At 64.2% G+C, this 26,757-nt stretch carries 30 protein-coding genes; 17 read left to right on the top strand and 13 right to left on the bottom strand.

From position 1 onward, the window contains the following. Positions 1–25: 25 nt before the first annotated feature. From CKW13_RS16455 to CKW13_RS16435, 5 genes are all read right to left on the bottom strand, one after another. Positions 26–724 carry an OmpW family protein gene (locus CKW13_RS16455; RefSeq protein WP_095109677.1) on the bottom strand — a complete coding sequence of 233 codons (699 nt, stop codon included), beginning with the start codon at positions 722–724 and terminating at the stop codon, positions 26–28. A 120-nt stretch (positions 725–844) separates the two neighbouring features. After that, positions 845–1,363: a DUF3299 domain-containing protein gene (locus CKW13_RS16450; RefSeq protein ID WP_095109676.1), complete on the bottom strand. Its 519-nt coding sequence runs from the start codon at positions 1,361–1,363 to the stop codon at positions 845–847. 11 nt (positions 1,364–1,374) lie between these two features. Continuing rightward, on the bottom strand, positions 1,375–2,640 hold the full coding sequence (locus CKW13_RS16445) for an FtsX-like permease family protein (protein WP_095109675.1): 1,266 nt from the start codon (positions 2,638–2,640) through the stop codon (positions 1,375–1,377). A gap of 1 nt (position 2,641) precedes the next feature. After that, on the bottom strand, positions 2,642–3,352 hold the full coding sequence (locus CKW13_RS16440) for an ABC transporter ATP-binding protein (RefSeq protein WP_095109674.1): 711 nt from the start codon (positions 3,350–3,352) through the stop codon (positions 2,642–2,644). 82 nt (positions 3,353–3,434) lie between these two features. Then, a complete protein-coding gene (locus CKW13_RS16435; protein ID WP_095109673.1) occupies positions 3,435–4,001 on the bottom strand; it encodes a DUF2796 domain-containing protein in 567 nt (188 codons plus the stop codon). A gap of 122 nt (positions 4,002–4,123) precedes the next feature. Between CKW13_RS16435 and CKW13_RS16430 the strand changes: the two genes are divergently transcribed. Next, positions 4,124–4,477: a hypothetical protein gene (locus CKW13_RS16430; protein ID WP_095109672.1), complete on the top strand. Its 354-nt coding sequence runs from the start codon at positions 4,124–4,126 to the stop codon at positions 4,475–4,477. Here the strand turns inward: CKW13_RS16430 and trxA are convergent. From trxA to CKW13_RS16415, 3 genes are all read right to left on the bottom strand, one after another. Beyond that, the gene (gene trxA, locus CKW13_RS16425) at positions 4,474–5,346 is read right to left on the bottom strand and encodes a thioredoxin (RefSeq protein ID WP_095109671.1); all 873 of its coding nucleotides are present in this window, start codon (positions 5,344–5,346) and stop codon (positions 4,474–4,476) included. The genes CKW13_RS16430 and trxA overlap by 4 nt on opposite strands. A 92-nt stretch (positions 5,347–5,438) precedes the next feature. Next, the gene (locus CKW13_RS16420) at positions 5,439–6,095 is read right to left on the bottom strand and encodes a methyltransferase (RefSeq protein WP_095109670.1); all 657 of its coding nucleotides are present in this window, start codon (positions 6,093–6,095) and stop codon (positions 5,439–5,441) included. After that, a complete protein-coding gene (locus CKW13_RS16415) occupies positions 6,092–6,556 on the bottom strand; it encodes a hypothetical protein (RefSeq protein ID WP_095109669.1) in 465 nt (154 codons plus the stop codon). The genes CKW13_RS16420 and CKW13_RS16415 overlap by 4 nt, the downstream gene beginning before the upstream one ends. Positions 6,557–6,685: 129 nt before the next feature. On the opposite strand from CKW13_RS16415, the gene nrdR reads away from it, so the two are divergent. The 12 genes from nrdR to CKW13_RS16355 all read left to right on the top strand — a co-directional run bounded on the left by nrdR (position 6,686) and on the right by CKW13_RS16355 (position 15,365). Beyond that, a complete protein-coding gene (nrdR, locus tag CKW13_RS16410) occupies positions 6,686–7,150 on the top strand; it encodes a transcriptional regulator NrdR (protein ID WP_176465121.1) in 465 nt (154 codons plus the stop codon). Beyond that, positions 7,147–8,280, top strand: a complete 1,134-nt coding sequence (ribD, locus tag CKW13_RS16405) for a bifunctional diaminohydroxyphosphoribosylaminopyrimidine deaminase/5-amino-6-(5-phosphoribosylamino)uracil reductase RibD (RefSeq protein ID WP_095109668.1) — start codon at positions 7,147–7,149, stop codon at positions 8,278–8,280. Before nrdR ends, ribD begins: the two co-directional genes overlap by 4 nt. A gap of 45 nt (positions 8,281–8,325) precedes the next feature. Then, entirely contained in the window at positions 8,326–8,991 is a 666-nt protein-coding gene (locus tag CKW13_RS16400; RefSeq protein WP_095109667.1) for a riboflavin synthase, read from the top strand. A gap of 16 nt (positions 8,992–9,007) precedes the next feature. Beyond that, the gene (gene ribBA / locus CKW13_RS16395) at positions 9,008–10,099 is read left to right on the top strand and encodes a bifunctional 3,4-dihydroxy-2-butanone-4-phosphate synthase/GTP cyclohydrolase II (protein ID WP_095109666.1); all 1,092 of its coding nucleotides are present in this window, start codon (positions 9,008–9,010) and stop codon (positions 10,097–10,099) included. Between the two features lie 92 nt (positions 10,100–10,191). Beyond that, positions 10,192–10,668, top strand: a complete 477-nt coding sequence (gene ribE / locus CKW13_RS16390) for a 6,7-dimethyl-8-ribityllumazine synthase (RefSeq protein WP_095109665.1) — start codon at positions 10,192–10,194, stop codon at positions 10,666–10,668. Then, a complete protein-coding gene (nusB, locus tag CKW13_RS16385; protein WP_095109664.1) occupies positions 10,665–11,165 on the top strand; it encodes a transcription antitermination factor NusB in 501 nt (166 codons plus the stop codon). Before ribE ends, nusB begins: the two co-directional genes overlap by 4 nt. An 18-nt stretch (positions 11,166–11,183) precedes the next feature. After that, complete coding sequence (thiL, locus tag CKW13_RS16380) at positions 11,184–12,149, top strand: thiamine-phosphate kinase (protein WP_095109663.1); 966 nt, start codon at positions 11,184–11,186, stop codon at positions 12,147–12,149. Next, positions 12,146–12,649 (top strand): phosphatidylglycerophosphatase A, encoded by a 504-nt coding sequence (locus tag CKW13_RS16375; RefSeq protein ID WP_095109662.1) that lies wholly within the window; start codon positions 12,146–12,148, stop codon positions 12,647–12,649. The genes thiL and CKW13_RS16375 overlap by 4 nt, the downstream gene beginning before the upstream one ends. A gap of 22 nt (positions 12,650–12,671) precedes the next feature. Then, on the top strand, positions 12,672–13,433 hold the full coding sequence (locus CKW13_RS16370) for a transporter substrate-binding domain-containing protein (RefSeq protein ID WP_176465120.1): 762 nt from the start codon (positions 12,672–12,674) through the stop codon (positions 13,431–13,433). Positions 13,434–13,537: 104 nt separating this feature from the next. Next, positions 13,538–14,155: a GTP cyclohydrolase II gene (ribA, locus tag CKW13_RS16365; protein WP_095109661.1), complete on the top strand. Its 618-nt coding sequence runs from the start codon at positions 13,538–13,540 to the stop codon at positions 14,153–14,155. Further along, positions 14,152–14,571, top strand: coding sequence for an MFS transporter (locus CKW13_RS16360; protein ID WP_095109660.1), 420 nt, complete (start codon positions 14,152–14,154; stop codon positions 14,569–14,571). Before ribA ends, CKW13_RS16360 begins: the two co-directional genes overlap by 4 nt. Next, positions 14,571–15,365, top strand: a complete 795-nt coding sequence (locus CKW13_RS16355; RefSeq protein WP_095109659.1) for a cobalamin-binding protein — start codon at positions 14,571–14,573, stop codon at positions 15,363–15,365. Before CKW13_RS16360 ends, CKW13_RS16355 begins: the two co-directional genes overlap by 1 nt. 168 nt (positions 15,366–15,533) lie before the next feature. On the opposite strand, the gene CKW13_RS16350 is transcribed toward CKW13_RS16355, so the two are convergent. The 4 genes from CKW13_RS16350 to CKW13_RS16335 all read right to left on the bottom strand — a co-directional run bounded on the left by CKW13_RS16350 (position 15,534) and on the right by CKW13_RS16335 (position 20,672). After that, positions 15,534–17,429: a TonB-dependent receptor domain-containing protein gene (locus tag CKW13_RS16350; protein WP_095109658.1), complete on the bottom strand. Its 1,896-nt coding sequence runs from the start codon at positions 17,427–17,429 to the stop codon at positions 15,534–15,536. 104 nt (positions 17,430–17,533) lie between these two features. Continuing rightward, positions 17,534–19,432: a 1-deoxy-D-xylulose-5-phosphate synthase gene (gene dxs / locus CKW13_RS16345; protein ID WP_095109657.1), complete on the bottom strand. Its 1,899-nt coding sequence runs from the start codon at positions 19,430–19,432 to the stop codon at positions 17,534–17,536. Between the two features lie 113 nt (positions 19,433–19,545). Next, complete coding sequence (gene ispA, locus CKW13_RS16340; protein WP_095109656.1) at positions 19,546–20,433, bottom strand: (2E,6E)-farnesyl diphosphate synthase; 888 nt, start codon at positions 20,431–20,433, stop codon at positions 19,546–19,548. Next, positions 20,430–20,672, bottom strand: a complete 243-nt coding sequence (locus CKW13_RS16335; protein WP_095109655.1) for an exodeoxyribonuclease VII small subunit — start codon at positions 20,670–20,672, stop codon at positions 20,430–20,432. The genes ispA and CKW13_RS16335 overlap by 4 nt, the downstream gene beginning before the upstream one ends. Before the next feature lie 111 nt (positions 20,673–20,783). Here CKW13_RS16335 and CKW13_RS16330 point away from each other — a divergent pair, with 111 nt between their 5' ends. Together CKW13_RS16330 and CKW13_RS16325 are read left to right on the top strand one after the other, a co-directional pair. Beyond that, entirely contained in the window at positions 20,784–21,104 is a 321-nt protein-coding gene (locus tag CKW13_RS16330) for a hypothetical protein (protein ID WP_095109654.1), read from the top strand. Positions 21,105–21,202: 98 nt separating this feature from the next. Then, a complete protein-coding gene (locus tag CKW13_RS16325; protein ID WP_095109704.1) occupies positions 21,203–22,357 on the top strand; it encodes an MFS transporter in 1,155 nt (384 codons plus the stop codon). Between the two features lie 5 nt (positions 22,358–22,362). On the opposite strand, the gene CKW13_RS16320 is transcribed toward CKW13_RS16325, so the two are convergent. Further along, positions 22,363–23,547: a diguanylate cyclase gene (locus CKW13_RS16320; RefSeq protein WP_095109653.1), complete on the bottom strand. Its 1,185-nt coding sequence runs from the start codon at positions 23,545–23,547 to the stop codon at positions 22,363–22,365. Between the two features lie 828 nt (positions 23,548–24,375). Here CKW13_RS16320 and wecB point away from each other — a divergent pair. Together wecB and wecC are read left to right on the top strand one after the other, a co-directional pair. After that, a complete protein-coding gene (gene wecB, locus CKW13_RS16315; protein ID WP_095109652.1) occupies positions 24,376–25,506 on the top strand; it encodes a non-hydrolyzing UDP-N-acetylglucosamine 2-epimerase in 1,131 nt (376 codons plus the stop codon). Positions 25,507–25,508: 2 nt separating this feature from the next. After that, positions 25,509–26,747: a UDP-N-acetyl-D-mannosamine dehydrogenase gene (gene wecC / locus CKW13_RS16310; RefSeq protein ID WP_095109651.1), complete on the top strand. Its 1,239-nt coding sequence runs from the start codon at positions 25,509–25,511 to the stop codon at positions 26,745–26,747. Positions 26,748–26,757: the final 10 nt, after the last annotated feature.

The following is a 26,757-nucleotide window of genomic DNA, read 5'->3' as shown; positions in this document are numbered from 1 at the left end:
GGCGCCTTTTTCGTGGGCGGGGTACTTAGAACTTGTAGCCCAGGCCAACCATGTACACGAACGGATCAACATCAACGTCGACCTTGGCGCGGGTGCCAGGGGATACGCCGTCGTTGTTCACGTAGGCGGTGGTTTCGATGTCGATGTAGCGAACCTGGGCGTTGAGCATGATTCTGTCGGTAATCATGTAGTCGGCGCCCAGTTGAGCGGCCCAGCCCCAGCTGTTGCTGGCGCGGAAATTGTCGAAACCGGCGGCTTGCGCGTCGCTGCCAACGTGTTCGTCATAGATCCAGGTGTAGTTGATGCCGGCGCCCACGTAGGGTTGGAATGCGGACTTGGTGTCCAGCGGGTAGTAGACCACGCTCAGGGTTGGCGGCAGGTGCTTGAGGGAGCCGAGCTTGCCGTTGGCTGGGGCCAGGGCAGTGCCTTTGATTTTCACGTCGTGTTCAAACGGCGTGGCGGCCAGCAGTTCGAGACCCCAGTGGTCGGTCAGCATGTAAGCGAAGTTCAGACCCAGCTGAGTGTCGCTGTCCATGGTGGCTTTGCCGCCCAGGTCGTGACCAGCCAGCGCGCCGCGGTCTACCTTGACGCTGGAGGTGTCGGCTTTCGGGTTGACGGTGATGGCACCGGCACGCACGAGGATGTCGCCAGCCTGGTGGGCGTGGGCGATCGGCGCGGCGAGCGCGAGGGCAAACAGGGAAGCGCTAAGCAAAGACTTGTGCATGGGGGCTCCAAAGGACGTTTTTAGTTGGCTGCGTCCAATGGTAGTGATGACCCAGGGGCAGGCTTTGACACAGCTCAATGAAAACGCGATGGAGCCCGTAAACAGGGAACCTTTTGCGTTTTACTCGGGCAACTCGTAGAGATAGATCTTCTCGGCGTCCATCTGGTAGCCGGCATCGGCCAATTCGCTGCTGGACGCTTTGACCTGCAACGCGCCCTCGATCCAGTACGGCTGGTACAACTCTTCGAGCTTGACCCCCACTTCGCTTTTCACATGCACGATCTGGTTCGACGGCGGTGGCGGCACGTGGATGCAGGCGCCGAAGTAGGGCACCAGGAGGAAGTCCGTGGTGCGCCCCGCCTCGTTGACCTCCAGCGGCACGATGTAGCCCGGCAGGCGGATGCGCTCACCGTTCAGGCCCTTGACCACCGGCGCGTCGGGCATGTCCTGATGGGCGGCGGGGCCGGCCTCGGCGGCCAGGGCATCGCTGAGCTTGGCCAGGTCGTGCAGGGGCGTCATGTTCGGCTCGACTACGGGCGCGTCGGGCGGGATCATTTCCGACCAGGTCAGGTCCCGGGGTTCGGCCGCCCACGACGGCAGGGCAACCAGTAACAGCAGCGCAAGCAGGGCGCGGGGCATGCGGTGTTTCCTCATAAACGAATGGACAGGCCATCGGCCAGGGATTGCCGGTAGGCGCGCCAGGCCGGCACGCTGCCCATCAGCACAGCGGCCGCCAGGATAGCGCCCATCAGCGCCCACTCATACTCGCTTGGCCAGGCCAGCGGCAGGTACAACCCATAGTTGGCCTGCACATAGCCTTGGGCGAGGGCGATGCCCAGGTACAGCAACCCCAGGCCCGCCGTGACCCCGGCCAACGCCAGGGCGAACGCCTCCAGCACCAGCAGGCTCGCGATGTGCCAGGGCCGCGCGCCCACCGAGCGCAGGATCGCCATCTCGCGGCGGCGTTCGTTAAGGCTGGTGAGAATTGCCGTGAGCATGCCGATCAACCCCGTCAGCACCACGAACAGCGACACCACGAACAGCGCCTTTTCGGCGGTGCCCATCAGGCTCCACAGCTCTTGCAACGCCACCCCCGGCAGGATCGCCAGCAGCGGTTCGCCACGGAACTCGTTGATTTCGCGCTGCACAGCGAAGGTGGAAATCTTGCTGTTGAGGCCGAGCATGAACGCGGTGATGGCCTGGGGCTTGAGGTCCATGTTGCGTGCCTGTTCGGCGCTGACCCGGCCTTTGCCCCGGGCGGGCATGCCGTTTTGCCAATCGATGTGGATCGCTTCCATGCCGCCCAGGCTGATATGCAGCGTGCGGTCCACCGGCGTGCCGGTGCGCTGGAGGATGCCGACCACGGTGAAGGGCTTGTCGTCGTGCTTGACCAGGCTCACCGCCGCCACGCCATGGGCCAGCACCAGTTGTTCGCCCAGTGTGTAATGCAGTGCCTGGGCCACTTCGGCACCCAGCACCACCTCGAACGGGTCGCTGGCGAAGGCGCGGCCATCGGCCAGCGCCAGGTGCTGCTGGCGCCCGTATTGGTAATGCTGGAAGTAGGCCTCGGTGGTGCCCATCACCCGGTAGCCGCGATGGGAGTCGCCCAGGGACATGGGGATCGCCCACTTCACTTTCGGGTGGCTGGCGAAGTGCTCGAAGCTGTCCCAGCGGATGTTGTTGGTGGCGTTGCCGATGCGAAACACCGAATACAGCAGCAGGTTCACCGAGCCTGAGCGGGCGCCGACGATCAAGTCGCTGCCGCTGATGGTGCTGGCGAAACTGGCGCGGGCCTCGGTGCGCACCCGCTCCACCGCCAGCAGCAGGCACACCGACAGGGCAATGGCGAACGCGGTGAGGGTCGCGGTAAAGCGGCGGTTTGCCAGGCTGGCCATGGCTAGGCGGAACAAGTACATCTCAAACCTCGCAGGGCGCGGCGGCGCGATTGAGTTCGGCCAGGGACAAGTGGCGGTCGAACAGCGGCGCCAGGCTTTGGTCATGGCTGACGAACAACAGGCTGGCGCCGGCCTCGCGGCATTCGGCGAACAGCAGGCGGATAAAGGCCTCGCGGGCGTCGTAGTCCAGGGCCGAGGTCGGTTCGTCGGCGATCACCAGCTCCGGTTGGCCGATCAGCGCACGGGCGGCGGCCACCCGTTGCTGTTGGCCGATGGACAGGGCATCGGCGCGCCGGCCCAGCAGGCTGGGGTCGGTCAGGCCCAGGTGCGCCAGCAGGGTGCTGGCGGCTTTTTCCACGCTGCCATGGCGCTGCGCGGCGCGGCGCGCGCGCAGCTTGGAGAAGTGGCACGGCAACTCGACGTTTTCACGCACCGACAAAAAGGGCAGCAAGTTGAATTGCTGGAAGATGTAGCCCGTGTGATCGACCCGGAAGCGGTCACGGGCGCCCGCCGCCAGCGCGGTCAACTCCTGGCCCAGCAGGCGGATGCTGCCGCTGTCGGGCTTCTGCACCCCGCCCAACAGGCCCAGCAGGGTGGTCTTGCCGCTGCCGCTGGGGCCTTTGAGAAACAGCGTCTGGCCGGGTTCCAGGCGAAACGCCGGGATATCCAGCAACTGCGGGTGGCCGGGCCAACTGAAACTCAGGTGGGAGAGTTCGATAAGCGCTTGGGTCATGGCGACGGGTTCTTGGTGGGTTCGGTGCAACCCCAGCCCTCTTTGGGAGCAGGCCTGCTCCCACAGAGGGCTGGGTATGTTTTTAAAAGGTCAGCAGCGCAGCCTTGGCCGTGACTTCAACCCCTTGCTGGCCGCTCGGGCCGATGAGTTGTACCGCAATTTTCTGGGTGGCGGGGAAGGTCTTGAACAGATTGCCCAGGTCCAGGTGCTTCAACGCGGCGGGCGTGGCGCAGGTGAACTGGTAGTGGGCGTGGATTTCGCTGTGGTCGTGTTCGTCGCCCTCTGCATCGTGGTCGTGATCTTCGGCTTTGTCGCCGAACAGCGGGCTCTCCAACTCTTGGCTGGCCACCGTGCAACCGGCAGTGGCGGGCAAGCTGAACAGCGCCAGAGGTTGCGCCAGTTGCGCGTGCACGGCGGCGACCTTGGCCTTGTCGGCGTCGCTGCTGGCCACGTGCTCGAAACCCACCAGGTTCATCGCCGGGCTTTGTAGTTCCAGCTCCAGGGTCTTGCCATCCAGCGCCGCATTCAGGCGCGCGACCCCGTGTTCGTGGGCGCCGAGGCTGCCATGCTCGTGGTCGTGGGTGTCGGCGGCTTGGGCGGCCACCAGGGGCAACAGGGCAAACGGCAGGGCGAGAAGCAGACGGCGCATGGCAAGTCTCCGAGGGGAAATGTTATGTAATCTTATAACGATTGGTCGCGGAGTGTGCCCCTCTGCTTGGCGTTACGCAAGCTGCGTGGGAGCATGCCCGCCACAAATATGAGGCAGACCCTATGTTGCGGATTCGTGGAAGCATCGGCGATTGGCCGGTGGATTTGACCCTGGAACTGGATGAGCAAGACTGGGCGCGCCTGGGTGGCCAGTTGCAGGTGGAAAAGGTCGAGGCAGCCGCGCCGGCCGCCAGCACGGCGGGCAAACCGGTGAACCAGGATGATGCCTTGTGGCTGATCGCGCAGGACCTGCTGCGCCAGGCCGGGCAACTGAGCGGGCCGGATTTGCTGGCCCGGCTCGAAAGCCTGACCGGCAGCGCGGCGGCGGGCAAGCGCCTGTTGGTGCGCTTGCGCCATAGCGCCGGGGTCAAGGTGGTGAGCGGCGGGGATACGCCGCTTTATAGCTGGGTGGACTAGTACAGCGCGGCGAACAGCTTGCGCCGGTAGGTGGTCACTAACGGGTGATCGTTGCCCAGCAGGAGGAACACTTGCAGCAGGGTCTTGTGGGGCAGGCCTTCGCTGTAGCTGCGGTTGCGCACGAACAGCTTGAGCAACGCTTCCAGGGCCGCTTCGTACTGCTGGCGCGCCAGTTGCTGGATCGCCAGTTGATACGCCGCTTCATCGTCCTGCGGGTTTTGCGCCAGGCGGGTTTTCAGGTCGGCGGCGTCCGGCAGGTCGGCCGCTTGGCGCAGGAAGGTGATTTGCGCCTTGGCCCCGGCCAGCGCGGCTTTGTGCTCGTCGCTCTTGACTGCGTCGAGCACGGTTTGTGCCTCGCCCAATTCGCCCCGTTCGGCGAGGCAACGGGCGTAGAGAATCAGCGCGCCGGCGTGGGTGTTGTCTTCTCCCAGCAGCGCTTTGAGCGCGGCTTCGGCGTCGGCGAAACGGCCGCTGTCGAACAAGGCCTGGGCCTGCTCGAAGGGGTCGGCCGCCGCCGGTGGTGGCATTTGCACATGGGGTTCGAGCAGGGCGCGCACAGCCGACTCCGGCTGCGCCCCGGCAAAGCCGTCCACCGGTTGGCCATCCTTGAACAGCACCACGGTGGGCAGGCTGCGAATGCCGAAGCGGGCGACGATGTCTGCCTCGGCATCGCAATCGACCTTGGCCAACAGCAACGCACCCTGATAGCTCTCGGCGATCTGCGCCAGCATGGGCATCAGCGCCTTGCACGGCGCGCACCACTCGGCCCAGAAATCCACCAGCACGGGTTTATGGAACGACGCCTCGATCACCGTTTGATCGAAGTCGGCAGTGGTGGCGTCGAAGATGTAGGGGGTGTCCTGGCTCATGGGGCAATCTCGCAAAACGTGGATGGGCGCACTATACGGCGTGGCGGGGGGTGGCCGGTAGGTCGAGTGGCTGCGGCGAAACCCTGTAGGCGTTAGCCGCGCTGCGCGTGGTAAAGGCTGACATGGCGGAATTCTTCCGGTTCGGCCAGGTTCGGCAGGGTCATGGCCTGGAGCATCAGCAGGCGGGTGTACAGCGGGTGGCGAAAATCCCGTACCCGCGAGTCGGCCACCAGGGCTTCGCGGCCGCGGCTCAAGAAGGCGTCGAGCAGCGGCAGGTTGGCACGGTCGTACAGCACATCGGCGACCAGGATCAGGTCGAAGCGGTCGGCTTCGGCGAAAAAATCCGTCGAGTAGCCCAGGGTCACGCCGTTGAGCGCAGCGTTGGCTTGGCACGCGGCAAGCGCCAAGGGGTCGAGGTCGCAGGCCACCACTTCCAGCGCCCCGGCCTTGGCCGCGGCAATCCCCGCCACGCCGGAGCCGGCGCCGAAATCCAACACGCGCTTGCCGCGCACCCACTGCGGGTGTTGCGCCAGGTAGCGCGCCAGCGCCAGGCCACTGGCCCAGCAGAAGCTCCAGTACGGCGGTTCATGGAGGATGCGCCGGGTTTCTTCCGGGCTGAAGGCGCGGTCCATGTTGTCGCCATCGATCAGCCACAGCTTGAGGTCGGTGCCCGGCAGCGGGCAGGGCACCAGGCGCGCGTCCCCCAGCAATTGAGCCAGGGCCTGTTGCAGGTCGAACGGTGCGGTCATGGCGCTTTGACGAGTTGCAGCGCGCCCAGGGCCTGGGTGGTGGGTTGCTCGATACGCAGCGCCGGCAGGTGCAGGATCAATTGCCCGGACTGGCTGGCGCGCCCACGCAACTCGACGCGCGCGCCACCGGGGAAGGCTTCGGGGTTGAAGCGCAGGCGAAACGGCAGGGCCTGGTTATTGCCGATCAGGCTGGAGCTGGCGAGCAACTGCTGCGGGCGGCCACGGTCGTCGATCACCAGCAGCGCCAGCTCTACTTCCGCCCCCGCCGGGACGTTTTGCAGGCTGCCGCTCAGTTCGCGCTGGAAGGCTGGCAACGGGCCGAGGTCGGCGGCGCTGTGGGCTTTTTTCTGCGCCTGGGTGCTGGCGGGGCCGGGCTTGGGTTCGGCGGGCTTGGGCGCCTCACTGCTGCACGCCGCCAGGAGGCCGACCAGACTGAGCAAAACGAGGGGACGTAGCGGCATGTGAAGCTCCAGCAAAGCGAAGTGTTGTGTGCGGTACAGCGTAGCCCGTCTGTATACCGCAAAGCCTATGGCTTGTCTTGCCACCGGGATGCGCTACCATGGCCCTCCCTTTTTTTGTTGCCTGCCACCATGCACTGTCCCTTCTGCGGTGCCAACGACACCAAGGTCATCGATTCCCGTCTGGTCGCCGAAGGCGATCAGGTCCGCCGCCGCCGCGAATGCCTGGCCTGCGGTGAGCGCTTCACCACGTTTGAAACCGCCGAACTGGTGTTGCCGCGCCTTATCAAGAGCGATGGCAGCCGCCAGCCGTTCGACGAAGAGAAGCTGCGCGCCGGGATGCTGCGCGCCCTGGAAAAACGCCCGGTGAGTGTCGAGCGCCTGGAGTCGTCCCTGGCCCACATCAAGCACAAACTGCGCGCCACCGGCGAGCGCGAGGTCAAGTCCCTGGTGGTCGGTGAACTGGTGATGGCTGAGCTGCAAAAGCTGGATGAAGTCGCCTATATCCGTTTCGCCTCGGTGTATCGCCGCTTCCAGGACCTCAACGAGTTCCGCGAAGAAATCGATCGCCTGGCCCGGGAGCCCGCCAAAGAATGAGCCTTTCTCCAGAGCAAGCCGTCCTCGACGCCCACTACATGGCGCGAGCCCTGGAATTGGCGCGCAAAGGCCTCTACACCACCCACCCCAACCCCCGTGTCGGTTGCGTGATCGTGCGCGACGGCGAGGTGGTCGGCGAAGGCTGGCACGTGCGCACTGGCGAGCCCCATGCCGAAGTCCACGCCCTGCGCGCCGCTGGCGCCAAGGCCCGCGACGCCACGGCTTACGTCACCCTGGAACCGTGCAGCCATCACGGCCACACGCCGCCCTGCGCCGATGCGCTGGTGACGGCCGGGGTGGCGCGGGTGGTCGCGGCCATGCAGGACCCCAACCCGGAAGTTGCCGGGCGCGGTTTGCAGCGCCTGGCCCAGGCCGGGATCGCGGTGCACAGCGGCGTGCTCGAAGGCGAAGCGCGGGCGCTCAACCGCGGTTTTCTCAAGCGCATGGAACACGGTTTACCCTTTGTGCGGGTCAAGTTGGCCATGAGCCTGGATGGGCGCACCGCCATGGAAAGCGGCGAGAGCCAATGGATCACCGGCCCTGCCGCGCGCTCGGCGGTGCAACGCCTGCGGGCCGAGGCCAGCGTGGTGCTGACCGGCGCCGACACCGTGCTGGCCGACGACGCGCGCCTGACCGTGCGTGCCGCCGAACTGGGCCTGGACGCTGAAAACACCGCCCTGGCCATGAGCCGCCCGCCGCTGCGGGTGCTGGTGGACGGGCGCTTGCGGGTGCCGCTGGACGCGCCGTTCTTCAAGGCCGGCCCGGTACTGGTCGCCACCTGCGTGGCCATCGAGGAGCAATACGCCACTGGGCCGGAGTGCCTCATCGTGCCGGGCCTTGAAGGCCAGGTCGATTTGCACGCGTTGCTACAGGCACTGGCCGCCCGGGGCGTCAACGACGTGCTGGTGGAAGCGGGGCCGCGCCTGGCCGGGGCCTTTGCGCGCCAGGGCCTGGTGGACGAATACCAGATATTCATCGCCGGCAAGTTCCTCGGCTCCACCGGCCGGCCGTTGCTCGACTGGCCGCTGGCGCAGATGAAAGACGCGCCGCAGCTGAAAATCACTGAAATGCGTGCGGTCGGCGATGACTGGCGGGTCACTGCGATCCCGCTGCCGAACGCAGGCGTATAATCGCGGCCTTTGGCCTGGCGCAGGCCTGTTCTCGAGGAGAACCCCATGTTCACCGGCATCATCGAATCCATCGGCAGCATCCGCGCATTGACCCCCAAGGGCGGCGATGTGCGGGTCTATGTTGAAACCGGCAAGCTCGACCTGGGCGACGTCAAACTGGGCGACAGCATCGCCGTCAACGGCGTGTGCCTGACCGCGGTGGAGCTGCCCGGCGACGGTTTTTGGGCCGATGTCAGCCGCGAAACCCTGGACTGCACCGCGTTCCACCAGTTGAAGGCCGGCAGCCGGGTCAACCTGGAAAAAGCCCTGACCCCCACCACCCGCTTAGGTGGGCACCTGGTCAGTGGCCACGTTGACGGCGTGGGCGAGGTGATTGCACGGGAAGAAAACGCCCGCGCCATTCAATTTCGCATCCGCGCGCCCAAGGAACTGGCCAAGTACATCGCCCACAAAGGCTCGATCACCGTCGATGGCACCAGCCTGACGGTCAACGCAGTCAATGGCGCTGAATTCGAATTGACCATCGTCCCCCACACGCTGGCCGAGACCATCATGGCCGACTACCGGCCGGGGCGTGAGGTCAACCTGGAAGTTGACTTGCTTGCACGTTATCTGGAGCGCTTGCTGCTGGGCGATAAAGCCGCCGAGCCTGCCGCGCCCGGCAAGATCACCGAAAGCTTTCTAGCCGCCAATGGCTATCTCAAATCCTGAACCAAGGGGGTGCCGCGTGGCGCTCAATAGCATCGAAGAACTGGTCGAAGACATCCGCCAAGGCAAGATGGTCATCCTGATGGATGACGAAGACCGCGAGAACGAAGGCGACTTGATTATGGCCGCCGAATGCTGCAAGGCCGAAGACATCAACTTCATGGTCAAGCACGCCCGGGGCCTGGTGTGCATGCCCATGAGCCGCGAGCGCTGCGAACTGCTCAAGTTGCCGCTGATGTCGCCGCGCAACGGCTCGGGTTTCGGCACCAAGTTCACCGTCTCCATCGAAGCCACCACGGGCGTCACCACCGGCATTTCCGCCGCTGACCGCGCCCGCACCGTGCAGGCCGCCGCCGCCAAGGACGCCAAGGCCGAAGACATCGTTAGCCCCGGCCACATCTTCCCGCTGATGGCCCAGCCGGGCGGCACCCTGGCCCGCGCCGGCCACACCGAGGCCGCATGCGACCTGGCGCGCATGGCCGGGTTCGAGCCCAGCGGCGTGATCTGCGAAGTGATGAACGACGACGGCACCATGTCCCGCCGCGCAGAACTGGAGGCGTTCGCCGCCGAGCACAACATCAAGATCGGCACCATTGCCGACCTGATCCACTACCGGATGATCCACGAACGTACCGTTCAGCGGATTGCCGAGCAGCCGCTGGACAGCGAACTGGGGCAGTTCAACCTGGTGACCTACCGTGATTCGGTCGAAGGCGACGTGCACATGGCCCTGACCCTGGGCAACATCTGCGCCGAAGAACCGACCCTGGTGCGCGTGCACAACATGGACCCCTTGCGCGACCTGCTGCTGGTCAAGCAACCAGGGCGTTGGAGCCTGCGGGCCGCCATGGCCGCAGTGGCCCAGGCCGGCAGCGGCGTGGTGCTATTGCTCGGCCACCCCCTCGATGGCGATGTGTTGCTGGCCCATATCCGCGAAACCGCGGACCAGGCGCCGGCGAAAAAACCGACCACCTACAGCATTGTCGGGGCCGGTTCGCAGATCCTGCGGGACCTGGGCGTGCGCAAGATGCGCCTGATGAGCGCGCCAATGAAATTTAATGCGATATCCGGTTTCGACCTGGAAGTTGTAGAATACGTGCCCTCCGAATAAAGGCCGGGCGTTTTCCGCCCCTTGTTCGCGGTTCAAATATCACCGAGGGACGCGCAAAAAGGCGCGTCCCGGCTCTTTAAGAGATTTGTCGAATGACCCTCAAGACCATCGAAGGTACCTTCATCGCCCCCAAGGGCCGCTACGCGCTCGTCGTTGGCCGCTTCAACAGCTTCGTGGTTGAAAGCCTGGTCAGTGGCGCCGTTGATGCCCTGGTTCGCCATGGCGTGAGCGAAAGCGATATCACCCTGATCCGCGCCCCGGGCGCCTTCGAGATTCCGCTGGTGGCGCAGAAAGTCGCGCAAAAGGGCGAATACGCAGCGATCATCGCCCTGGGCGCAGTCATTCGCGGCGGCACTCCGCACTTTGAATACGTGGCAGGCGAATGCACCAAGGGCCTGGCCCAGGTGTCCATGGAGTTCGGCGTGCCGGTTGCGTTTGGCGTGCTGACTGTCGACTCCATCGAGCAAGCCATCGAACGTTCCGGCACCAAGGCCGGTAACAAAGGCGCCGAAGCTGCCCTGTCCGCCCTGGAAATGGTCAGCCTGCTGGCGCAGTTGGAGGCCAAGTGATTAGCGACGAAAGCGATCGTTTCAACCCGCGCGATCCGAAACCTGCGGACGCTGGCAAGCCATCCAAGAGCGTCAAGCGTCGCGAGGCCCGTCAGCTCGCGACCCAAGCGCTGTACCAATGGCACATGGCCAAAACTTCGCTGAACGAAATCGAAGCGCAGTTCCGGGTCGATAACGACTTCACCGATGTCGACTCCGGCTACTTCCGCGAGATCCTGCACGGCGTCCCGGCCAACAAGACCGAGATCGACGAGGCCCTCGCGCCTTGCCTGGACATCACCATCGAAGAGCTGGACCCGGTTGAACTGGCGGTGTTGCGCCTGTCCACCTGGGAACTCATCAAGCGCGTCGATGTGCCTTACCGTGTGGTCATCAACGAAGGCATCGAGCTGGCCAAGGTCTACGGTTCCACCGACGGCCACAAGTTCGTCAACGGCGTGCTCGACAAACTGGCCCCGCGCCTGCGTGAAGCCGAAGTGAAGGCGTTCAAGCGCTGATTGGCGCTGGCGTGCGCCATGGGCGAGTTTGAGCTGATCCGTCATTACTTCGCCGCCGCGCCTTGTGCGCGGGCCGGCGAGGGCGTGGCACTGGGGATCGGCGACGACTGCGCCCTGCTGGCGGTTCCCCCCGGGGAGCAGTTGGCCATTTCTACCGATACCCTGGTCGCCGGCGTGCATTTTGCCGATCCGTGCGAGCCTTTCCTGCTCGGCCAGCGCTCGCTGGCCGTGGCGGTCAGTGACCTGGCTGCCATGGGCGCCACCCCCATTGCCTTTACCCTTGCCCTGACCCTGCCGACGGTGACCGCCGAGTGGCTGGACGCCTATGCCCGTGGTTTGAACCGCATGGCCCAGGCCTGTGGCGTGAGCCTGGTGGGCGGCGACACCACCCGCGGCCCGTTGAGCCTGACCCTCACCGTGTTCGGCCGGGTGCCCGCGGGCCAGGCCCTGACCCGCAGCGGCGCACGGGCGGGTGACCTGCTCTGCGTGGGCGGCGACCTGGGCCGGGCGGCGGGGGCATTGCCCCTGGTGTTGGGCCAGCGCACGGCCGATGCGGCCATCGCCGAGCCCTTGCTGGCCCAGTACTGGTCGCCTCAGCCACAACTGGCGCTGGGCCAGGCGTTGCGGGGCCGGGCCACGGCCGCGCTGGATATTTCCGACGGTTTGCTGGCCGATTGCGGGCATATCGCCAAGGCCTCTGGCGTAGGCTTGCAGATTGAGCGCGAGCGTGTACCCCTAAGCCCGGCGCTGGTGGCGTTCCTCGGGCTGCAAGGTGCGCAGGCGGCGGCGTTGAGCGGTGGTGACGATTACATCCTGGCCTTTACCCTGCCGGTTGCCGAACTGGCGCCGTTGCAGGCCCAGGGCTGGCCGGTGCACGTCATCGGCCACGTGGTGGCGGGGCAGGGCGTGACGCTGCTGGACGCCGCCGGACACGACATCACCCCGGCAACCCGGGGCTATCAACATTTTCGGGAGACACCGTGACAGATCATCCCAATCAGGTTCCGGCAGAGTTCGTGCCGCCGTCGGTCTGGCGTAATCCCTGGCATTTCCTGGCCTTCGGCTTTGGCTCCGGCACGCTGCCCAAGGCGCCGGGCACCTGGGGTTCGTTAGTTGCGCTACCCTTCATCCCGTTATGGCAGATGCTGCCGGACTGGGGTTACTGGCTGATGCTGGGCATCACCATGCTGTTTGGCTTCTGGCTGTGCGGCAAGGTGGCCGACGATTTGCGGGTACACGACCACGAAGGCATCGTCTGGGACGAAATGGTCGGGATGTGGATCACCCTGTGGCTGGTGCCCGAAGGCTGGTACTGGTTGCTGGCGGGTTTCTTGATGTTCCGCTTCTTCGACATTCTCAAGCCATGGCCGATTCGCTGGATCGACCGGCACGTGCACGGTGGCGTGGGGATCATGCTCGACGACGTGCTGGCCGGGGTGTTTGCCTGGTTGGCGATGCAGGGATTGGTGTGGTGTTTCGCCTGAGGGGCTGCTTGAGGAACCGAGCATGGGCAAGGCTGGATGCTGGCTGTTGATACTGATGTTGGCGGGTTTTAGCACCATGGCCCGGGCCGTTGACCCAGCGGTGCTGCCGCAGCAGATATTGCTGGCCAGCGAGGAGTGGGTCGATTACACCGACGCCAATGGTGGCGGCCTGGCCTGGGAGGTGCTACGCGAAGTCTTCGAGCCGGCCGGTGTGCGCCTGAACATCCGCACCGAGCCTTACACCCGCTCCGTGGGCCTGGCGCAATTGCGCGAGGTGGACGCCTTGGTCGGTTCCTACCGCGACGAGGCCGAAGGCGTGTTGTACCCGCGCTGGAATTTCGACTCCGACCACATCTACGCCCTTGGGCTGGCGACACTGCCGGCGCCAACCCTGGCGACTTTGGGCAAGTATCGCCTGGCCTGGGTGCGCGGCTACCGCTACGAGAACTACCTGCCCAACGTTCGTGCGTTCAACCAGATCGAGCGCCGCGACGGCATCCTGTCGATGCTGCGCCATGGCCGCGCCGACTTTTACATCGATGCCCTGACCGAGGTCGAATACGTCCAAGGCAAGGCCGCCGATCCGTCGCTCTACCGCCGCAGCCACTTGGCTGAACTGCCGCTCTACCTGGGGTTCGCCGACACCCCGCGCGGGCGCGCGCTAATGGCCTTGTACGATCAGCGCATGGCGGTGTTGGTCAGCAGTGGCCAGTTGCGCGGCATTTTCGAGCGCTGGAAACAGCCCTATCCGTTCGCGGACAGCGGCCTGCCGGGCGGGCAGTAATCAAACTTCTTGATCTTTATGGTCGGTAATTCAGCCTAAGCGCCTGTAGGAACCTGCTGTTACAATGCCGCCTCTGCGAATCACAACCAGATCAGGAGCACACGGTGCCCGTCGTTTTTGTCGCCGCTTCCAAGCTGCCAACCCCTTTTGCGCAATTCACCATGCACGGCTTCCTCGACGAAGCCACGGGCCGCGAGCATGTAGTGCTCAGCCTCGGTGAGTTCGACGATGGCGCCCCGGTTCTGGGCCGCTTGCACTCCGAGTGCCTGACCGGTGACGCCCTGTTCAGCCAGCGTTGCGACTGTGGCTCGCAACTGGAAGCCGCGATGCGCGCCATCGCCCGTGAGGGCCGCGGCGTGCTGCTGTACCTGCGCCAGGAAGGGCGCGGTATCGGTTTGCTGAACAAGATCCGCGCCTACGAACTGCAAGATGGCGGCGCCGACACCGTCGAAGCCAACGAACGCCTGGGCTTTGCCGCCGACCAGCGCGACTACGCCATCTGCCTGCCGATGCTCGAACACCTGGGGGTCAAATCCCTGCGCCTGATGACCAACAACCCGCGCAAGGTCAAGGCCTTGACCGATATGGGCATCACCGTCGCCGAGCGCGTGCCGCTGCACACCGGCCATAACCCGCACAACAAGCTCTACCTGGCGACGAAGGCCAGCAAGCTCGACCACATGATGGGCAACGAGCACCAGGGCGAGGTAGAAGGGGCGTGACCCGTGGTCAAGTTCGGCGGCGACTGGCCGTCAATTGGTGGCAATACCTGGCGCTGGCGTTGTTGCCGCTGTTCGTTATCAACGGCGTGTTCAGCCAGACCGACCCTGTATTGCCACTGCTGGCGATGCCATTTTTCATCGCCGGCATGGCTTCGATGTTTGTCAGCCTGAAGTTTTTCGGCGGTTTCAAGCACGCCTTGATCGATACCCACAAAGCCCTCGACTCCCCTGAGGAGCCCGCAGCCTGGATCAACCTGGCGGCGCGCCGCCGCGTGGCATTCCTGGCCGCCTCGCTGCCGGCGTGGATCGGTGCCCTGGCCGTGTTCGTCGGCCTGGAAGCGATACCCGTGATGCTGCTAGCGCTGGCCAGCGCGGTGCTGTTCTACCTCTATCGCATTCCGCGCCAACTGGGTTGATGCGCTTCTGGTGGGTGGTCCTGCTGTTGGCCGCCAGCCCCTGGGCGGCGGCGCAACGGGTGGTCAGCCTGGCGCCGTCGCTGACGGAAATCGTCGTTGAGCTGGGCGCCGGCGACTTGCTGGTGGGTGTGCTCGATGCCGGTGAGCGCCCGGTCGGGCTCCAAGGCCTGCCATCCTTGGGCCGCTACGGCCAGTTGGACATCGAGCGCCTGCTCAGCCTGCAACCCGACTTGCTGCTGCTCTGGCCCGGCAGCGTTGGCCCGGCCCAGCGCGAGCAGCTCAAGCGCCTGAATATCCCGACCTTTGTCGCCGAACCCCATAGCCTCGAACAACTCATCCACCAGATCGACCAGATCGGCCAACGCCTGGGGCGCGCCGAACGTGGCCGCGCCTTGGCCGGCGAGCTGCGCCACCGGCTCGATGAGCTGCGCCAGCGCTATCACCGGGATGAACCGCTGCGGGTGTTCTACCAGGTCTGGGACCAGCCGCTGTACACCGTGGGCGGCGGCCAGATCATCAGCGATGCCCTGACGGTGTGCGGCGCGCGCAATGTGTTCGACGACCTCCCGCTGCCGGCCCCGCAAGTCAGCCTCGAAGCGGTGTTGCAGCGCAACCCGCAGCTGATCCTGGCCAGCGACCAACGGCAACTGGACGCCTGGAAGGCCTGGCCGCAGGTAGCGGCGGTGGCCCAGGGGCGGTTGCTGCGGATCGCGGATAAAGGCCTGGAGCGGCCCAGCGGGCAGATGATCGAAGCCACCGCGCGCTTGTGCCAAGGAATTGCGGCGCAGCACTGAGGCCGCTTTAGCCGGTAGCCACCAACCCTCTGTGGGAGCAGCTGTCATTCGTCACCGCCACCCGGTGCCGCCATGGCGAGCAGGCTCGCTCCCACAGAGGAAAAATCCCCCCACACCACCGTTCAACCGTGGGAGCGGGCCTGCCCGCGATGGGCCCGGCAGCAACCCCTAAAGCTGCGGCGTCCAGGTCACGCCGAGCATCCAGGTCTGGCCTGCTTCGCGGTAGTTTTGGTTGTTCTTGAAACTCGGCTCTTGGTAGCTATAGCGGGCGCGGGCATAGTGCTTGTCCAGCAGGTTGTCGACCTTGAGTTGCAACGCCACCTCGCGGCTCAGCGCCCAACTGCCGCGTACGCCGAGCAACCCATAGCCACCCAGAACCTGCTGGTTTTTTTCGTCGTCGTAGCTGCCGCTCACCGCTTGCCAACTGGCGCCCAGGCCCAAGCGGTCGAACTGGCGGTCCAGGTCCAGGCTCAGGGTGCGCCGGGCGCGACGGGGCAGGGTGCGGCCGCTGTCGCGGTCACGCGGGTCGATGATCGACAGGCCCAGGCTGCCTTGCCAGCCGAACAGCTCTTGGGTGAGGGAAGCTTCAAAACCATTGATGCGTGCGGCGCTGACGTTTTGCGGGCCATTGCTGGCGAACACAATCGCGTCCTGGAGGTCGGTGCGGTACAGCGAGGCTTCTAATCGGCTGCTGTCGCTGAGTTGGCTGCGCCACTGCACTTCGTAGCTTTTGGAGGTTTCGGGCTCAAGGTCGGGGTTGCTGTTTTTCTGGTGGAAGCCGCCGGTGTAGAAATCGTCGGGGTAGTAAAGGTCATTGAAGGTCGGCGCCCGAAACCCTTCGCTGTAGCTCAGCAGCAGGTCATTGTCGGGGTTGAGCGGCAAGGTGAAGGTGCCGCTCCAACTGTTCTGGCTGCCGAATTGCTGGTTCTGGTCGTGGCGCAGGCCCAGTTCCGTGGCAAAGCCGTCGCCCTGGAAGCGATGCTGGATAAACGCCGCGCGGTTCCAGCGGCTGTCTTCGTTGAGGGCGGTGCTGCTGTTGACCCGGTCTTCGTACCAGTCACCGCCCAGGATCAGGCTGTTGCGCTCATCCAGGCTCAGGTCGTTCTGCCAGTTCAGCGAATCGCGGTAGGTGTTGAACACCGCGCGTTCGGTGCTGAGCTTGTCGAGGGTTTCTTCGCGGTTTTCGCTGTGGCCCAGTTCCAGGCGTGAACGCCAGGTGTCATTGAGCCGCGCGTCTACGTAGCTGCTGACGCCGCTGACGGTGAACTGGCTGTAGGGCTCTTGCGCATAGCGGCCAAACGGGTTGTCAAACTCACTCTTGCCGCGGTTATCCAGCACATTCAGGCCCGCTTCGAGGTCGTCGTCAAAGGCATGGCTGAGGCTGAAACTCAGGGCCTTGTTGCGGTAGGCGTCGTGGTCGCTGTCGCTGGCGAAGGACTGGTGCGTGCGGTCGAGGCCGGCGGTGTCGTCGAGGCTGGCGCCGAGGTTGAAACGGGTCTGCGCATCGCCGCCAGACAACCCGAGGCTGCGTTCCCAGGTCTGCTGGCTGCCAAAGCCCAGGTGCAGGCGCGGTTGCAGGCCGGCGCCGTCGCCGCGGCGGGTGAAAATCTGGATCACCCCGCCAATGGCGTCGCTGCCGTAGATCACCGAGCGCGAGCCGCGCAGCACTTCGACGCGTTCGATCTGCTGGATATTGAGGTGTTGCAGGTTGCTGTCGCCGGAGGTGGCGTTGCCGATGCGCTGGCCGTCCACCAACACCAGGCTCTGCGCCGATTTGGTGCCGCGGATATAGATCGCTGGCAAACTGCCGCGCCCGCCGGCCTCGGCGACCTGCACGCCCGGTACGCGGCGCAGCAGGTCGGTGACGCTGCCTGGCTGTAGGCGGTCGATATCCTCGCGGGTGAACACGGTGTTGGCGGCGCTGCTGTCGTTGCGCGCCTGGACCTGGCGGTTGGCGCTAATCAGGGTGTCCGGCAGTTTCAGTGCGGCGTCGCGCTCGAAGGTGTCGGCGAGCAGGTCGGTGGCGGGCAGTAACAGCAGGGGCAGGAGGCGGTGCAGGTTCATGGCGATGTAGATCCCTCTTGTGGGCGCGAGCTTGCTCGCGATGGCGGCATGTCAGTCACCGCGCCATCGCGAACAGCCTCGCTCCTACAGGGTTTTGCGTGGGGTCAGAGGCCCAGGAGCTCCAGGCGCTGGGCGATCGACGCTGCGATCCCGGCTTCGTCCAGGCCGCATTCGGCGAGCATCTGCGCAGGTTTGGCGTGTTCGACGTAACTGTCCGGCAAGCCCAGGTGCAGCATCGACTTGAGGATGTTTTCGCGGGCCAGGAATTCGCTGACCGCCGCGCCGGCGCCGCCCATGATGGCGTTTTCTTCGATGGTCACCAGCAGTTCATGGCGGGCCGCCAGGTCGCGTACCAGGGCTTCGTCCAGGGGTTTGACGAAGCGCATGTCGACCACGGTGGCGTCGAGCTTTTCTGCCACTTTCAGGGCCTCGGCCAGTTGCACGCCGAACACCAGGATCGCCAGGCGCGAGCCTTGGCGGCGCACCACGCCCTTGCCGATCTCGATGGGGTTGAGGTCTTTGCTGATGGCTGCATTCGGCCCCGAACCACGCGGGTAACGCACGGCGGCTGGGCCGTTATAGAGGTGGCCGGTGGTGAGCATCTTGCGCAGTTCGTTTTCGTCGCTGGGGGTCATCACCAGCATGCCGGGGATGCACCGCAGGTACGACAGGTCGAAGCTGCCGGCGTGGGTCGGGCCGTCTTCGCCCACCAGGCCGGCGCGGTCGATGGCGAACAGGACGTCGAGGTTCTGCACCGCCACGTCATGAACCAATTGGTCGTAGCCGCGTTGCAGGAAGGTGGAGTAGATCGCCACCACCGGTTTGGCGCCCTCGCAGGCCATGCCGGCGGCGAAGGTCACGGCGTGCTGTTCGGCAATCGCCACGTCGAAGTAGCGCAGCGGGAAACGTTCGCTGAAGGCCACCAGGTCGGAGCCTTCCTTCATTGCCGGGGTGATGCCCACCAGGCGCTGGTCGGCGGCGGCCATGTCGCACAGCCACTGGCCAAAAACGCTGGAATACTTCGGCCCGCTGGCGGTTTTCGGCGGGTTGGCCGGGGCGTCCAGAGGGTCGAGCTTGGTGATGGCGTGGTAGCCGATGGGGTCGATTTCAGCCGGGGCGAAGCCTTTGCCCTTCTTGGTGACCACGTGCAGGAACTGCGGGCCCTTGAGGTCGCGCATGTTGCGCAGGGTGGCGATCAGGGTCGGCAGGTCATGGCCATCGATGGGGCCGATGTAGTTCCAGCCCAACTCCTCGAACAGCGTGCCAGGGACCAGCATGCCTTTTGCATATTCTTCGGTGCGGCGGGCGATTTCCCAGGCGCCGGGCAGGCGCGAGAGAACTTTCTTGCTGCCCTCGCGCATGCTGGCGTAGGTGCGGCTGGAGAGGATTTTTGCCAGGTAGTTGGACAACCCGCCGACATTGCGCGAGATCGACATGTCGTTGTCGTTGAGGATCACCAGCATGTTGGCGTTCACTTCCGGCGCATGGTTGAGCGCCTCGAAGGCCATGCCGGCGGTCAACGCGCCATCGCCGATCACGGCAATTGCCTTGCGCTCGCTGTTTTGCAGGCGGGCGGCAATGGCCATGCCCAGGGCGGCGCTGATGGAGGTGCTGGAGTGGCCGACGCCAAAGGTGTCGTACTCGCTCTCGGAGCGACGCGGGAAGGCGGCGATGCCGTCCTTCTGGCGCAGGGTGCCCATGCGCGCGCGGCGGCCGGTGAGGATCTTGTGCGGATACGCCTGATGGCCCACGTCCCACACCAACCGGTCGTCCGGGGTGTCGAAGACGTAATGCAGGGCGATGGTCAGCTCGATGACGCCCAGGCCGGCACCAAAATGCCCGCCGGTCTGGCCGACCGAATAGAGCAGCTCCAGGCGCAACTCATCGGCCAGGGTTTCGAGCTCGGCTTCACCCAACCGGCGCAGCCCGGCCGGCGTGTCGGCGCGGTCGAGCAGGGGCGTGGTCGGGCGTTTGCGGGGAATCTCATGAAACGTCGTGGGCATCAGGCGAATCGTTATAGGTATAGAAAGAGGCGGCAGTTTACCTGATGCATCGCAGGCTGCCCACGCGCAGCGCGGAACTTGGCCGATATGCGGTCAGGCGCGTGGGCGCCGCATCAGCTGCGGCGTTCGACGATGTAGCGGGCCAGATCGCGCAGCGGCTCGGCCGACGCGTCAAAGGGTCGCAGGGCATGCAGGGCCAGGTCGCGCAGTTCCAGGGCGTAGCCCTTGGCCGCCTCCAGGCCCAGCAGCGCCGGGTAGGTGGGCTTGTCGCGGGCGGCGTCGGCGCCTTGGCGCTTGCCCAGTGTGGCGGTATCGCTTTCGACGTCGAGAATGTCGTCCTGCACCTGAAAGGCCAGGCCGATGGCTTGGGCGTAGGTTTGCAGGGACTTGAGTTCGGCTTTCTCGGCCCGGCCGCTGGCCAGGGCGCCAAGCTTGACGCTGGCCTCGATCAGCGCGCCGGTCTTGTGCCGGTGCATGTATTCCAGGGCAGTCTGGTCGAGCTTGAGGCCGACCGAGCCGAGGTCGATGGCTTGGCCGCCGACCATGCCGGCCGGGCCCGCGGCCAGGGCCAGGGCGCTGACCATGCGCAGGCGCGTCTCGGCATCGGCGCTGTTCAGGCGCGGGTCGAGCAGGGCGCTGAAGGCCAGGCTCTGCAAACCGTCGCCGGCGAGGATGGCGCAGGCTTCGTCGAAGGCTCTATGGGTGGTGGGCTGGCCGCGGCGCAGGTCGTCGTCGTCCATCGCCGGCAAATCGTCGTGAACCAGGGAGTAAGCGTGGATCAACTCCACCGCGCACGCGGCGCCGTTGGCCTGCTCGGGCTCGCCGCCCATGGCCTGGCACGCGGCGTAGGCCAGCAACGGGCGCACGCGCTTGCCGCCATTCATTACGCTGTAGCGCATGGCTTCGTAGAGGCGGGCGAGTTCGGGGCTGGGGGCGATGAACAGGGTTTGCAGCGCGGCGTTGACCCGCGCCTGGCTGCTGGCCTGGTAGGCGGCGATCATTGCGGGTCTTCCGCGTCGAAGGGTTCCTCGGCCAGTTCGCCATCGCGTTCGAGCAACACCTGGACCTTCTGCTCGGCCTGGGCCAGTGCGGCCTGGCAATCGCGGGTCAGGCCGATGCCTTGTTCAAAGGCCGTCAACGAGTCTTCCAGCGACAGCTCGCCGTTCTCCAGACGCTCGACCAGCGTTTGCAGGTCAGCGAGGGATTGTTCAAAATCCAGTGCAGCTTTTTTGCGGGCCATGGCGGCTATCCCGGTTGACGTTAAACCGGCGCGACACTAGCAGACCAAGGGTTGTGGGGCAAATGGCGGGGATGATGGGTGGCATTTGATCGGCTCGTTAGGCGACCTCGTGTGGGAGCGAGCCTGCTCGCGATGGCGCTCTATCAGCCCCCGATGGAGTGGCTGAGCCACCGTAATCGCGAGCGGGCTCGCTTCCACAATGAGTTTGGGGGGCCGGATTTGAGCCCCGCCACGCTTTGGCGTAGGCTGGCGCCGCTCAGCCTGCCGCGCGGTTGGCGCGTTGGCTTTCTTTTGGCGATTGATACTTCCATGTTCCCTGACGTTGTCTGCCCGTTCCTGCACGTTATCCACCTCGGCGTCTCGCAAGAGCATTGCGTGAACAGCCGCCGCCGCAGCATTTTGTTCGCGTTCACCTTCTCTCCACACCGCTGAACCACCCCAGTTGTTGTTGATGCGCCCGGCGTGGGCTTGAGCCTGCGCGGTGGGCGTTTGCCTGAAGGTTTTAGGAGTGAGTGGTAATGGCGATGTCGATCAATCGCGCGGTCTTGGCTGCGCTGATCCTGGGTGTGTCGGTGGTGGGTCTGTGCATCGGTGCGACGGTGCCAGTGGTGGCTTTGCGCTTGTATCAGGCCGGGGCGTCGAGTGTGCAGATCGGCCTGATGTCGGCGCTGCCGGCGGCAGGGATGATGCTTTCGGCTTTTATGGTGGATTGGGTGTGCCAGCGCCTGAGCCGGCGGCAGATCTACCTGTGGTGCTTCGCCGTGTCGGCCCTGAGCATCGCCGCGTTGCAATTGCCCGGCCAGGGCCTGCTGGGCCTGGGCGTGGCGCGGCTGGTGATGGGCGTGGCGGCGGGGCTGATTATCATCCTGGGCGAATCCTGGGTGAACGAAGTGGCGCTGGATGCCCACCGCGGGCGCACGGTGGCGGTCTACACCACCTGCTTCACCGTGTTCCAGCTGTTCGGCCCGGCAATGGTGGCGCTGTTCGGCACCGAAGGGGTGGAGGTGATCGCCAGCGTGCTCGCCTGCCACGTTGTGGCCTTTGCAGTGATCTGGCGCATTCTGCCCCATACGCCTTTGAGCGGCGCCCATACCCAGAGCAAGTCGTTCTCGGTGCTGGGCTTTATCCGCGTGGCCCCGGCGCTGTGCATGGGCATCGTGTTCTTCTCGTTCTTCGATAGCGTGATTCTGTCGATGTTTCCCGTGTATGCCGCCGGGCATGGCTACGTCATCAAGGTGGCGGCGCTGATGGTCACGGTGATTTTGCTGGGCGACGCGGCGTTCCAATTCCCCTTGGGCTGGCTCTCGGACAAGCTCGACCGGCCGACGATTTACCTGGCCTACGGGGTGATCGCACTGGCCATTGGCCTGGGCTTGCCGTGGCTGATGGACTATCCGCTGCTGCTGTGGCCGAGCCTGGTGATCCTGGGGGCGGTGGCGGGCGGCATCTACACCTTGGCGATCATCCTGATCGGCCAGGGCTTCAAGGGTGCGGACCTGGTCACTGCCAACGCCAGTGCCGGGTTCCTGTGGGGCGTGGGCAGCCTGCTGGGGCCGCTGGTCAGCGGCGCGGCGATGGCCACTTCGGTCAATGGCCTGCCGCTGGCACTGTGCACGGCGGCCGTGCTGTTTGTGTGGCTGGCTCTGGGGTTGCTGCGCCGGGAAGTGGCGGTGGCGGCGGGCTAAGGCCTTTATGTGGGAAGGGGGCCGGTGTTGCCACTGACGCTGTCTGACGCCTTCTGCACCCGGTTGCGCCCGCTGCCCTTGGCGCTGTACAGCGCTTCGTCGGCCCGCGACAGCAGGCGTGAGAGGTCGTAGCCAGACTCGCGGCTGGTTACCACGCCAATGCTCACGCTCAGCAGGCCCGGTTCCAGCAACGGTAATTGGGCGAAGCCCTGGCGGATGCGCTCGGCCACCTGCACGGCGGTGTGCTCGTCGGTATCGGCCAGCAGGCAGGCGAACTCTTCGCCGCCGATGCGCGCAAATACGTCCTTTTTGCGCAGTTTTTCCGCGCTGATGCGGCTAAAGGCAATCAGCGCCTCATCGCCGGTCTGGTGGCCGAAGGCGTCGTTGAGGCGCTTGAAGTTGTCCAGGTCGCACAGCAGCAAGGCCACCGGCTCGCCCCGACGTTGGCAATGGCTGAGCAGTTGCTCGCCGTGCTGCATGAACGCGCGGCGGTTGCCGATGCCGGTCAACGCGTCGCAATAGGCGGCAGCCTTGAAGCGTAACTCGGCGCGTTCCTTGACCATGGCCAGCGTGACGTAGGCGATGCCAACCACGTAGAGCATCGACTCGAACAGCATCAAGGAGAAAAACGGCACGCCCCTGCCCATCCCGGACAAGGCCTCCGTCAGCGGGAAACCCCGGTCGTTGATGGCGCGCACGATGTAAAACAGCGTGTGAAAAAGGGTCAGGACCAGCGCCGGCATATAGGCCACTTCCCACTGCTGGCGGTTGCGCCACAGTTCATGGGCGGTCAGCAGGCAATAACCCACCGTCAGCAGCGAATACACCGACACCCGCACTGCCATCGACTCGCGAAAAAACGGCCACTGATACAGCACCAGCCACACCACCGCCCCCGCGACAATCCCCGGCACATAAGGCGCGCGCCCAGCAAACACGCGCATCGCCGTCCAGTTCATCCCCGCGCCGAGCAGCAAAATCACATTGCCCAGCACCAGTGGGATCAGGTCCATGCCGGTGTCGCGCAAACTCACCAGCACCACCCCCACCCCGGCCAACAGCATCATTGCGCCCAAGTAACCCAGGCACCGCTCGCGGGTTTCCCGCAGCCAGGCATGCACCGTCAACAGCCCCATCAGAAAAAAAATGAAGACCGAAGCCACCAGCAGGGTAGGAATATGCAGCGCCATGTGCGGGTTTTCCGTTGAGCGTCATCGCGAGGGCAACCCGCAAGACCTGTCGGGAGCAGGGAGAGCGCAGGTGTCAACGGCAGTGTTGGCACTTTGGCATCACCCGGCGGATTGTAGCGGTATGGGGTGGGGGATGGTGGAAGATTCAGTCGGGAGGTGTGTGGGGGGGGGGAGTTTGATAATTTATCTCGCTTAAGTGTAACTTTTGGTTTCTTGATTTTTCGCTGTTCAGTGTTTGTGTGTGGATGGTTTCGGCGCAGGCCTACTGTTCCTCCGCACAGGGGCTTTGCGATGATTGGGCTTCAACGTCACAGGACCTTGGGTCGCGAGATTCGGTGCACTAGTAAGGGGAGATGCCCTGAATAGGCAGGGTTTTATGGCTTTATGCCATCTCGTGGTTCGCGAAAACTATTGCGTTGATGCATGTTTCTGGTTTGAGTGCAAGTAGGTGGTTGGTTTTAATTGCGTAGGAATTGTGGTAGGTTTGTGCGCGAAAAAGACTAATGACCTTTTAGTGATAACGCGATATTTGGACCTGATGTGTTGGCGCAGGCATGGCCTGACCAGTATTCACGAAAGCATTTTTTGCCTTCTCCTCCCCCTATCTTTATCAGTCGACTTGGCGGTTTTTTGCCGTCCTGGCATTGCTATTGGAAATTCTGAAGGGGGCTTGACTCGCTGGGTTCAAATCACCTGTGGGGGCGAGTATGGGGCGGTGTTTTGGGGAGTGCTGGCAACCATTGTATGCGCCCATTTAGTTCAATCGCGGGCACTACACCGACCAGTACGCAGCCACGCGTGCGCGCCGACTCAACCTATGGATGTGGTATGACAGTCAAGACCCTGTGTGTGTTCGGCACACGCCCCGAAGCAATCAAGATGGCTCCGCTCGCCCTGTCGCTCAACGCGGACCCGCGTTTCGAAGCAAAAGTCTGCGTTACCGGCCAACATCGTCAGATGTTGGATCAGGTTCTGGAACTGTTTGAGCTGAAACCGGATTTCGATCTGAATATCATGAAGCCGGGGCAGGACCTGACGGATGTAACCAGTGCCATCCTTCAGGGCATGAAGCAAGTATTTGCCCAGTTCAAGCCCGACGTCGTGCTCGTTCATGGCGATACGGCAACGACCTTCGCCACCACGCTGGCGGCGTATTACCACCAAATCCCAGTTGCTCACGTCGAGGCCGGTCTGCGTACCGGCAATCTTTACTCGCCGTGGCCGGAAGAAGGTAACCGCAAGCTCACAGGGGCTCTTGCGGCCATTCACTTCGCGCCGACTGAAACCTCACGTCAGAACCTGCTGCGTGAAGGCATCACGGCTGGTGTTGAAGTGACGGGCAATACTGTTATCGACGCACTGCTGCAAGTGGTCGCCAAGCTCGACGGTGGCGGTGAGTTGCATCAGGTCTTTGAAGACCAATTCTCCTTTTTGCGCTCAGACAGCCGGCTGATTCTGGTAACCGGGCATCGCCGCGAAAGCTTTGGCGGTGGTTTCGAGCGCATCTGCCAGGCCCTGGCCGATACGGCCAGAGCCTTTCCCGATGTTGAGATCGTCTATCCCGTTCACCTGAACCCGAACGTACGCGAACCGGTCAATCGTCTTTTGGCGGGTATCGGCAACGTGCATTTGATCGAACCGCTGGATTACCTGCCGTTCGTATACCTGATGAACCGCTCCTACCTGATCCTCACCGATTCCGGCGGCATTCAAGAAGAAGCCCCTTCCCTGGGCAAGCCTGTGCTGGTCATGCGAGACACCACCGAGCGCCCCGAGGCGGTCGAGGCGGGCACGGTCAAGCTGATTGGCACCCAGGTGCAGGCCATTACCACGCACCTGCATACGCTGTTGAGCAGTGAAAGCGCCTATCGCGAAATGAGTTTTGCTCACAACCCCTACGGCGACGGGCAAGCATGCGCGCGCATTCTGGAAGCGCTTGCGCAATTGAAGAAGAATTGAAAATGACTTTTGAGACTATTTCCGTCGTTGGTCTTGGCTACATCGGGCTTCCAACCGCCGCCGTGTTCGCAGCCCGCAAGAAGAAAGTGATTGGTGTTGATGTCAACGAGCATGCCGTTGCCACCATCAATCGAGGTGAGATCCATATTGTCGAGCCGGACCTGGATATGGTTGTGCACGCGGCAGTGGTCGAAGGCTATTTGCGCGCGACCACCAAGCCTGAACCTGCCGATGCGTTCCTGATCGCGGTGCCAACTCCGTTCAAAGGCAACAATGACCCGGATCTCTCCTACATCGAGTCCGCCAGCAAATCCATCGCACCGGTGCTGAAAAAGGGCGACCTGGTCATTCTGGAGTCCACCTCGCCAGTGGGCGCCACTGAGCAGATGGCTGCCTGGATGGCTGATGCGCGTCCGGACCTGACGTTTCCTCAGTCCCATGGCGAGAACTCGGATATCCGCATTGCCCACTGTCCCGAGCGCGTATTGCCCGGCCACGTGTTGCGCGAGTTGGTCGAGAACGACCGCATCATTGGCGGCATGACTGGCAAGTGCTCGAAGGCCGCGGCGACACTCTACAAAACCTTCGTCGAAGGTGAGTGCATCGTGACCAGCGTGCGCACTGCCGAGATGTGCAAGCTGACCGAAAACAGCTTCCGTGACGTTAACATCGCTTTTGCCAATGAACTGTCGATCATCTGCGAAAAGTTGGAAATCAACGTCTGGGAACTGATCCGCCTAGCCAATCACCACCCGCGGGTGAACATCCTGCAACCTGGCCCGGGTGTCGGTGGGCACTGCATTGCGGTCGACCCCTGGTTCATCGTCAGTCAGTCCCCCGAAGAGGCGCGTCTGATCCGCACCGCGCGTGAGGTCAACGACAGCAAGCCCGACTTCGTGGTGCAGCAGATCATTGCCCACGCGGCGGCCCGGGGCAGCAAGGAAATCATTTGCCTGGGCGCAGCCTTCAAGCCCGATATCGATGACCTGCGCGAAAGCCCATCGGTCGAAATCATCAAGCGCCTGGCGGCGCGCGGGTACAGCGTCAAATTGGTCGAACCCAACATCGAGAGCCTCCCCGAGTCGCTGGCTGGTGTAAGTTGCGAACTTTTGGACTGGGATGCGTGGCAAGAGAGCGATAGCCAATTGCTGGTCGCAATTCTGGTGGCGCACAAGCAGTTCAAGGGTTCGTCCATTTTGCGCGAGAAGGCCTGCCTGGATTTCTGTGGCGCACTGAATTAAGGGTAAACGC

Source organism: Pseudomonas sp. Irchel 3E20 (assembly GCF_900187645.1).
GTDB lineage: Bacteria > Pseudomonadota > Gammaproteobacteria > Pseudomonadales > Pseudomonadaceae > Aquipseudomonas.
This window is presented reverse-complemented; position numbering and strand designations above follow the sequence as displayed.

Coding starts and splice junctions, on each gene's coding strand:
- CKW13_RS16455 (WP_095109677.1), bottom strand. CDS start 724: ATGCACAAGTCTTTGCTTAGCGCTTCCCTGTTTGCCCTCGCGCTCGCC.
- CKW13_RS16450 (WP_095109676.1), bottom strand. CDS start 1,363: ATGCCCCGCGCCCTGCTTGCGCTGCTGTTACTGGTTGCCCTGCCGTCG.
- CKW13_RS16445 (WP_095109675.1), bottom strand. CDS start 2,640: ATGTACTTGTTCCGCCTAGCCATGGCCAGCCTGGCAAACCGCCGCTTT.
- CKW13_RS16440 (WP_095109674.1), bottom strand. CDS start 3,352: ATGACCCAAGCGCTTATCGAACTCTCCCACCTGAGTTTCAGTTGGCCC.
- CKW13_RS16435 (WP_095109673.1), bottom strand. CDS start 4,001: ATGCGCCGTCTGCTTCTCGCCCTGCCGTTTGCCCTGTTGCCCCTGGTG.
- CKW13_RS16430 (WP_095109672.1), top strand. CDS start 4,124: ATGTTGCGGATTCGTGGAAGCATCGGCGATTGGCCGGTGGATTTGACC.
- trxA (WP_095109671.1), bottom strand. CDS start 5,346: ATGAGCCAGGACACCCCCTACATCTTCGACGCCACCACTGCCGACTTC.
- CKW13_RS16420 (WP_095109670.1), bottom strand. CDS start 6,095: ATGACCGCACCGTTCGACCTGCAACAGGCCCTGGCTCAATTGCTGGGG.
- CKW13_RS16415 (WP_095109669.1), bottom strand. CDS start 6,556: ATGCCGCTACGTCCCCTCGTTTTGCTCAGTCTGGTCGGCCTCCTGGCG.
- nrdR (WP_176465121.1), top strand. CDS start 6,686: ATGCACTGTCCCTTCTGCGGTGCCAACGACACCAAGGTCATCGATTCC.
- ribD (WP_095109668.1), top strand. CDS start 7,147: ATGAGCCTTTCTCCAGAGCAAGCCGTCCTCGACGCCCACTACATGGCG.
- CKW13_RS16400 (WP_095109667.1), top strand. CDS start 8,326: ATGTTCACCGGCATCATCGAATCCATCGGCAGCATCCGCGCATTGACC.
- ribE (WP_095109665.1), top strand. CDS start 10,192: ATGACCCTCAAGACCATCGAAGGTACCTTCATCGCCCCCAAGGGCCGC.
- thiL (WP_095109663.1), top strand. CDS start 11,184: ATGGGCGAGTTTGAGCTGATCCGTCATTACTTCGCCGCCGCGCCTTGT.
- CKW13_RS16370 (WP_176465120.1), top strand. CDS start 12,672: ATGGGCAAGGCTGGATGCTGGCTGTTGATACTGATGTTGGCGGGTTTT.
- CKW13_RS16355 (WP_095109659.1), top strand. CDS start 14,571: ATGCGCTTCTGGTGGGTGGTCCTGCTGTTGGCCGCCAGCCCCTGGGCG.
- CKW13_RS16350 (WP_095109658.1), bottom strand. CDS start 17,429: ATGAACCTGCACCGCCTCCTGCCCCTGCTGTTACTGCCCGCCACCGAC.
- dxs (WP_095109657.1), bottom strand. CDS start 19,432: ATGCCCACGACGTTTCATGAGATTCCCCGCAAACGCCCGACCACGCCC.
- ispA (WP_095109656.1), bottom strand. CDS start 20,433: ATGATCGCCGCCTACCAGGCCAGCAGCCAGGCGCGGGTCAACGCCGCG.
- CKW13_RS16335 (WP_095109655.1), bottom strand. CDS start 20,672: ATGGCCCGCAAAAAAGCTGCACTGGATTTTGAACAATCCCTCGCTGAC.
- CKW13_RS16320 (WP_095109653.1), bottom strand. CDS start 23,547: ATGGCGCTGCATATTCCTACCCTGCTGGTGGCTTCGGTCTTCATTTTT.
- wecB (WP_095109652.1), top strand. CDS start 24,376: ATGACAGTCAAGACCCTGTGTGTGTTCGGCACACGCCCCGAAGCAATC.
- wecC (WP_095109651.1), top strand. CDS start 25,509: ATGACTTTTGAGACTATTTCCGTCGTTGGTCTTGGCTACATCGGGCTT.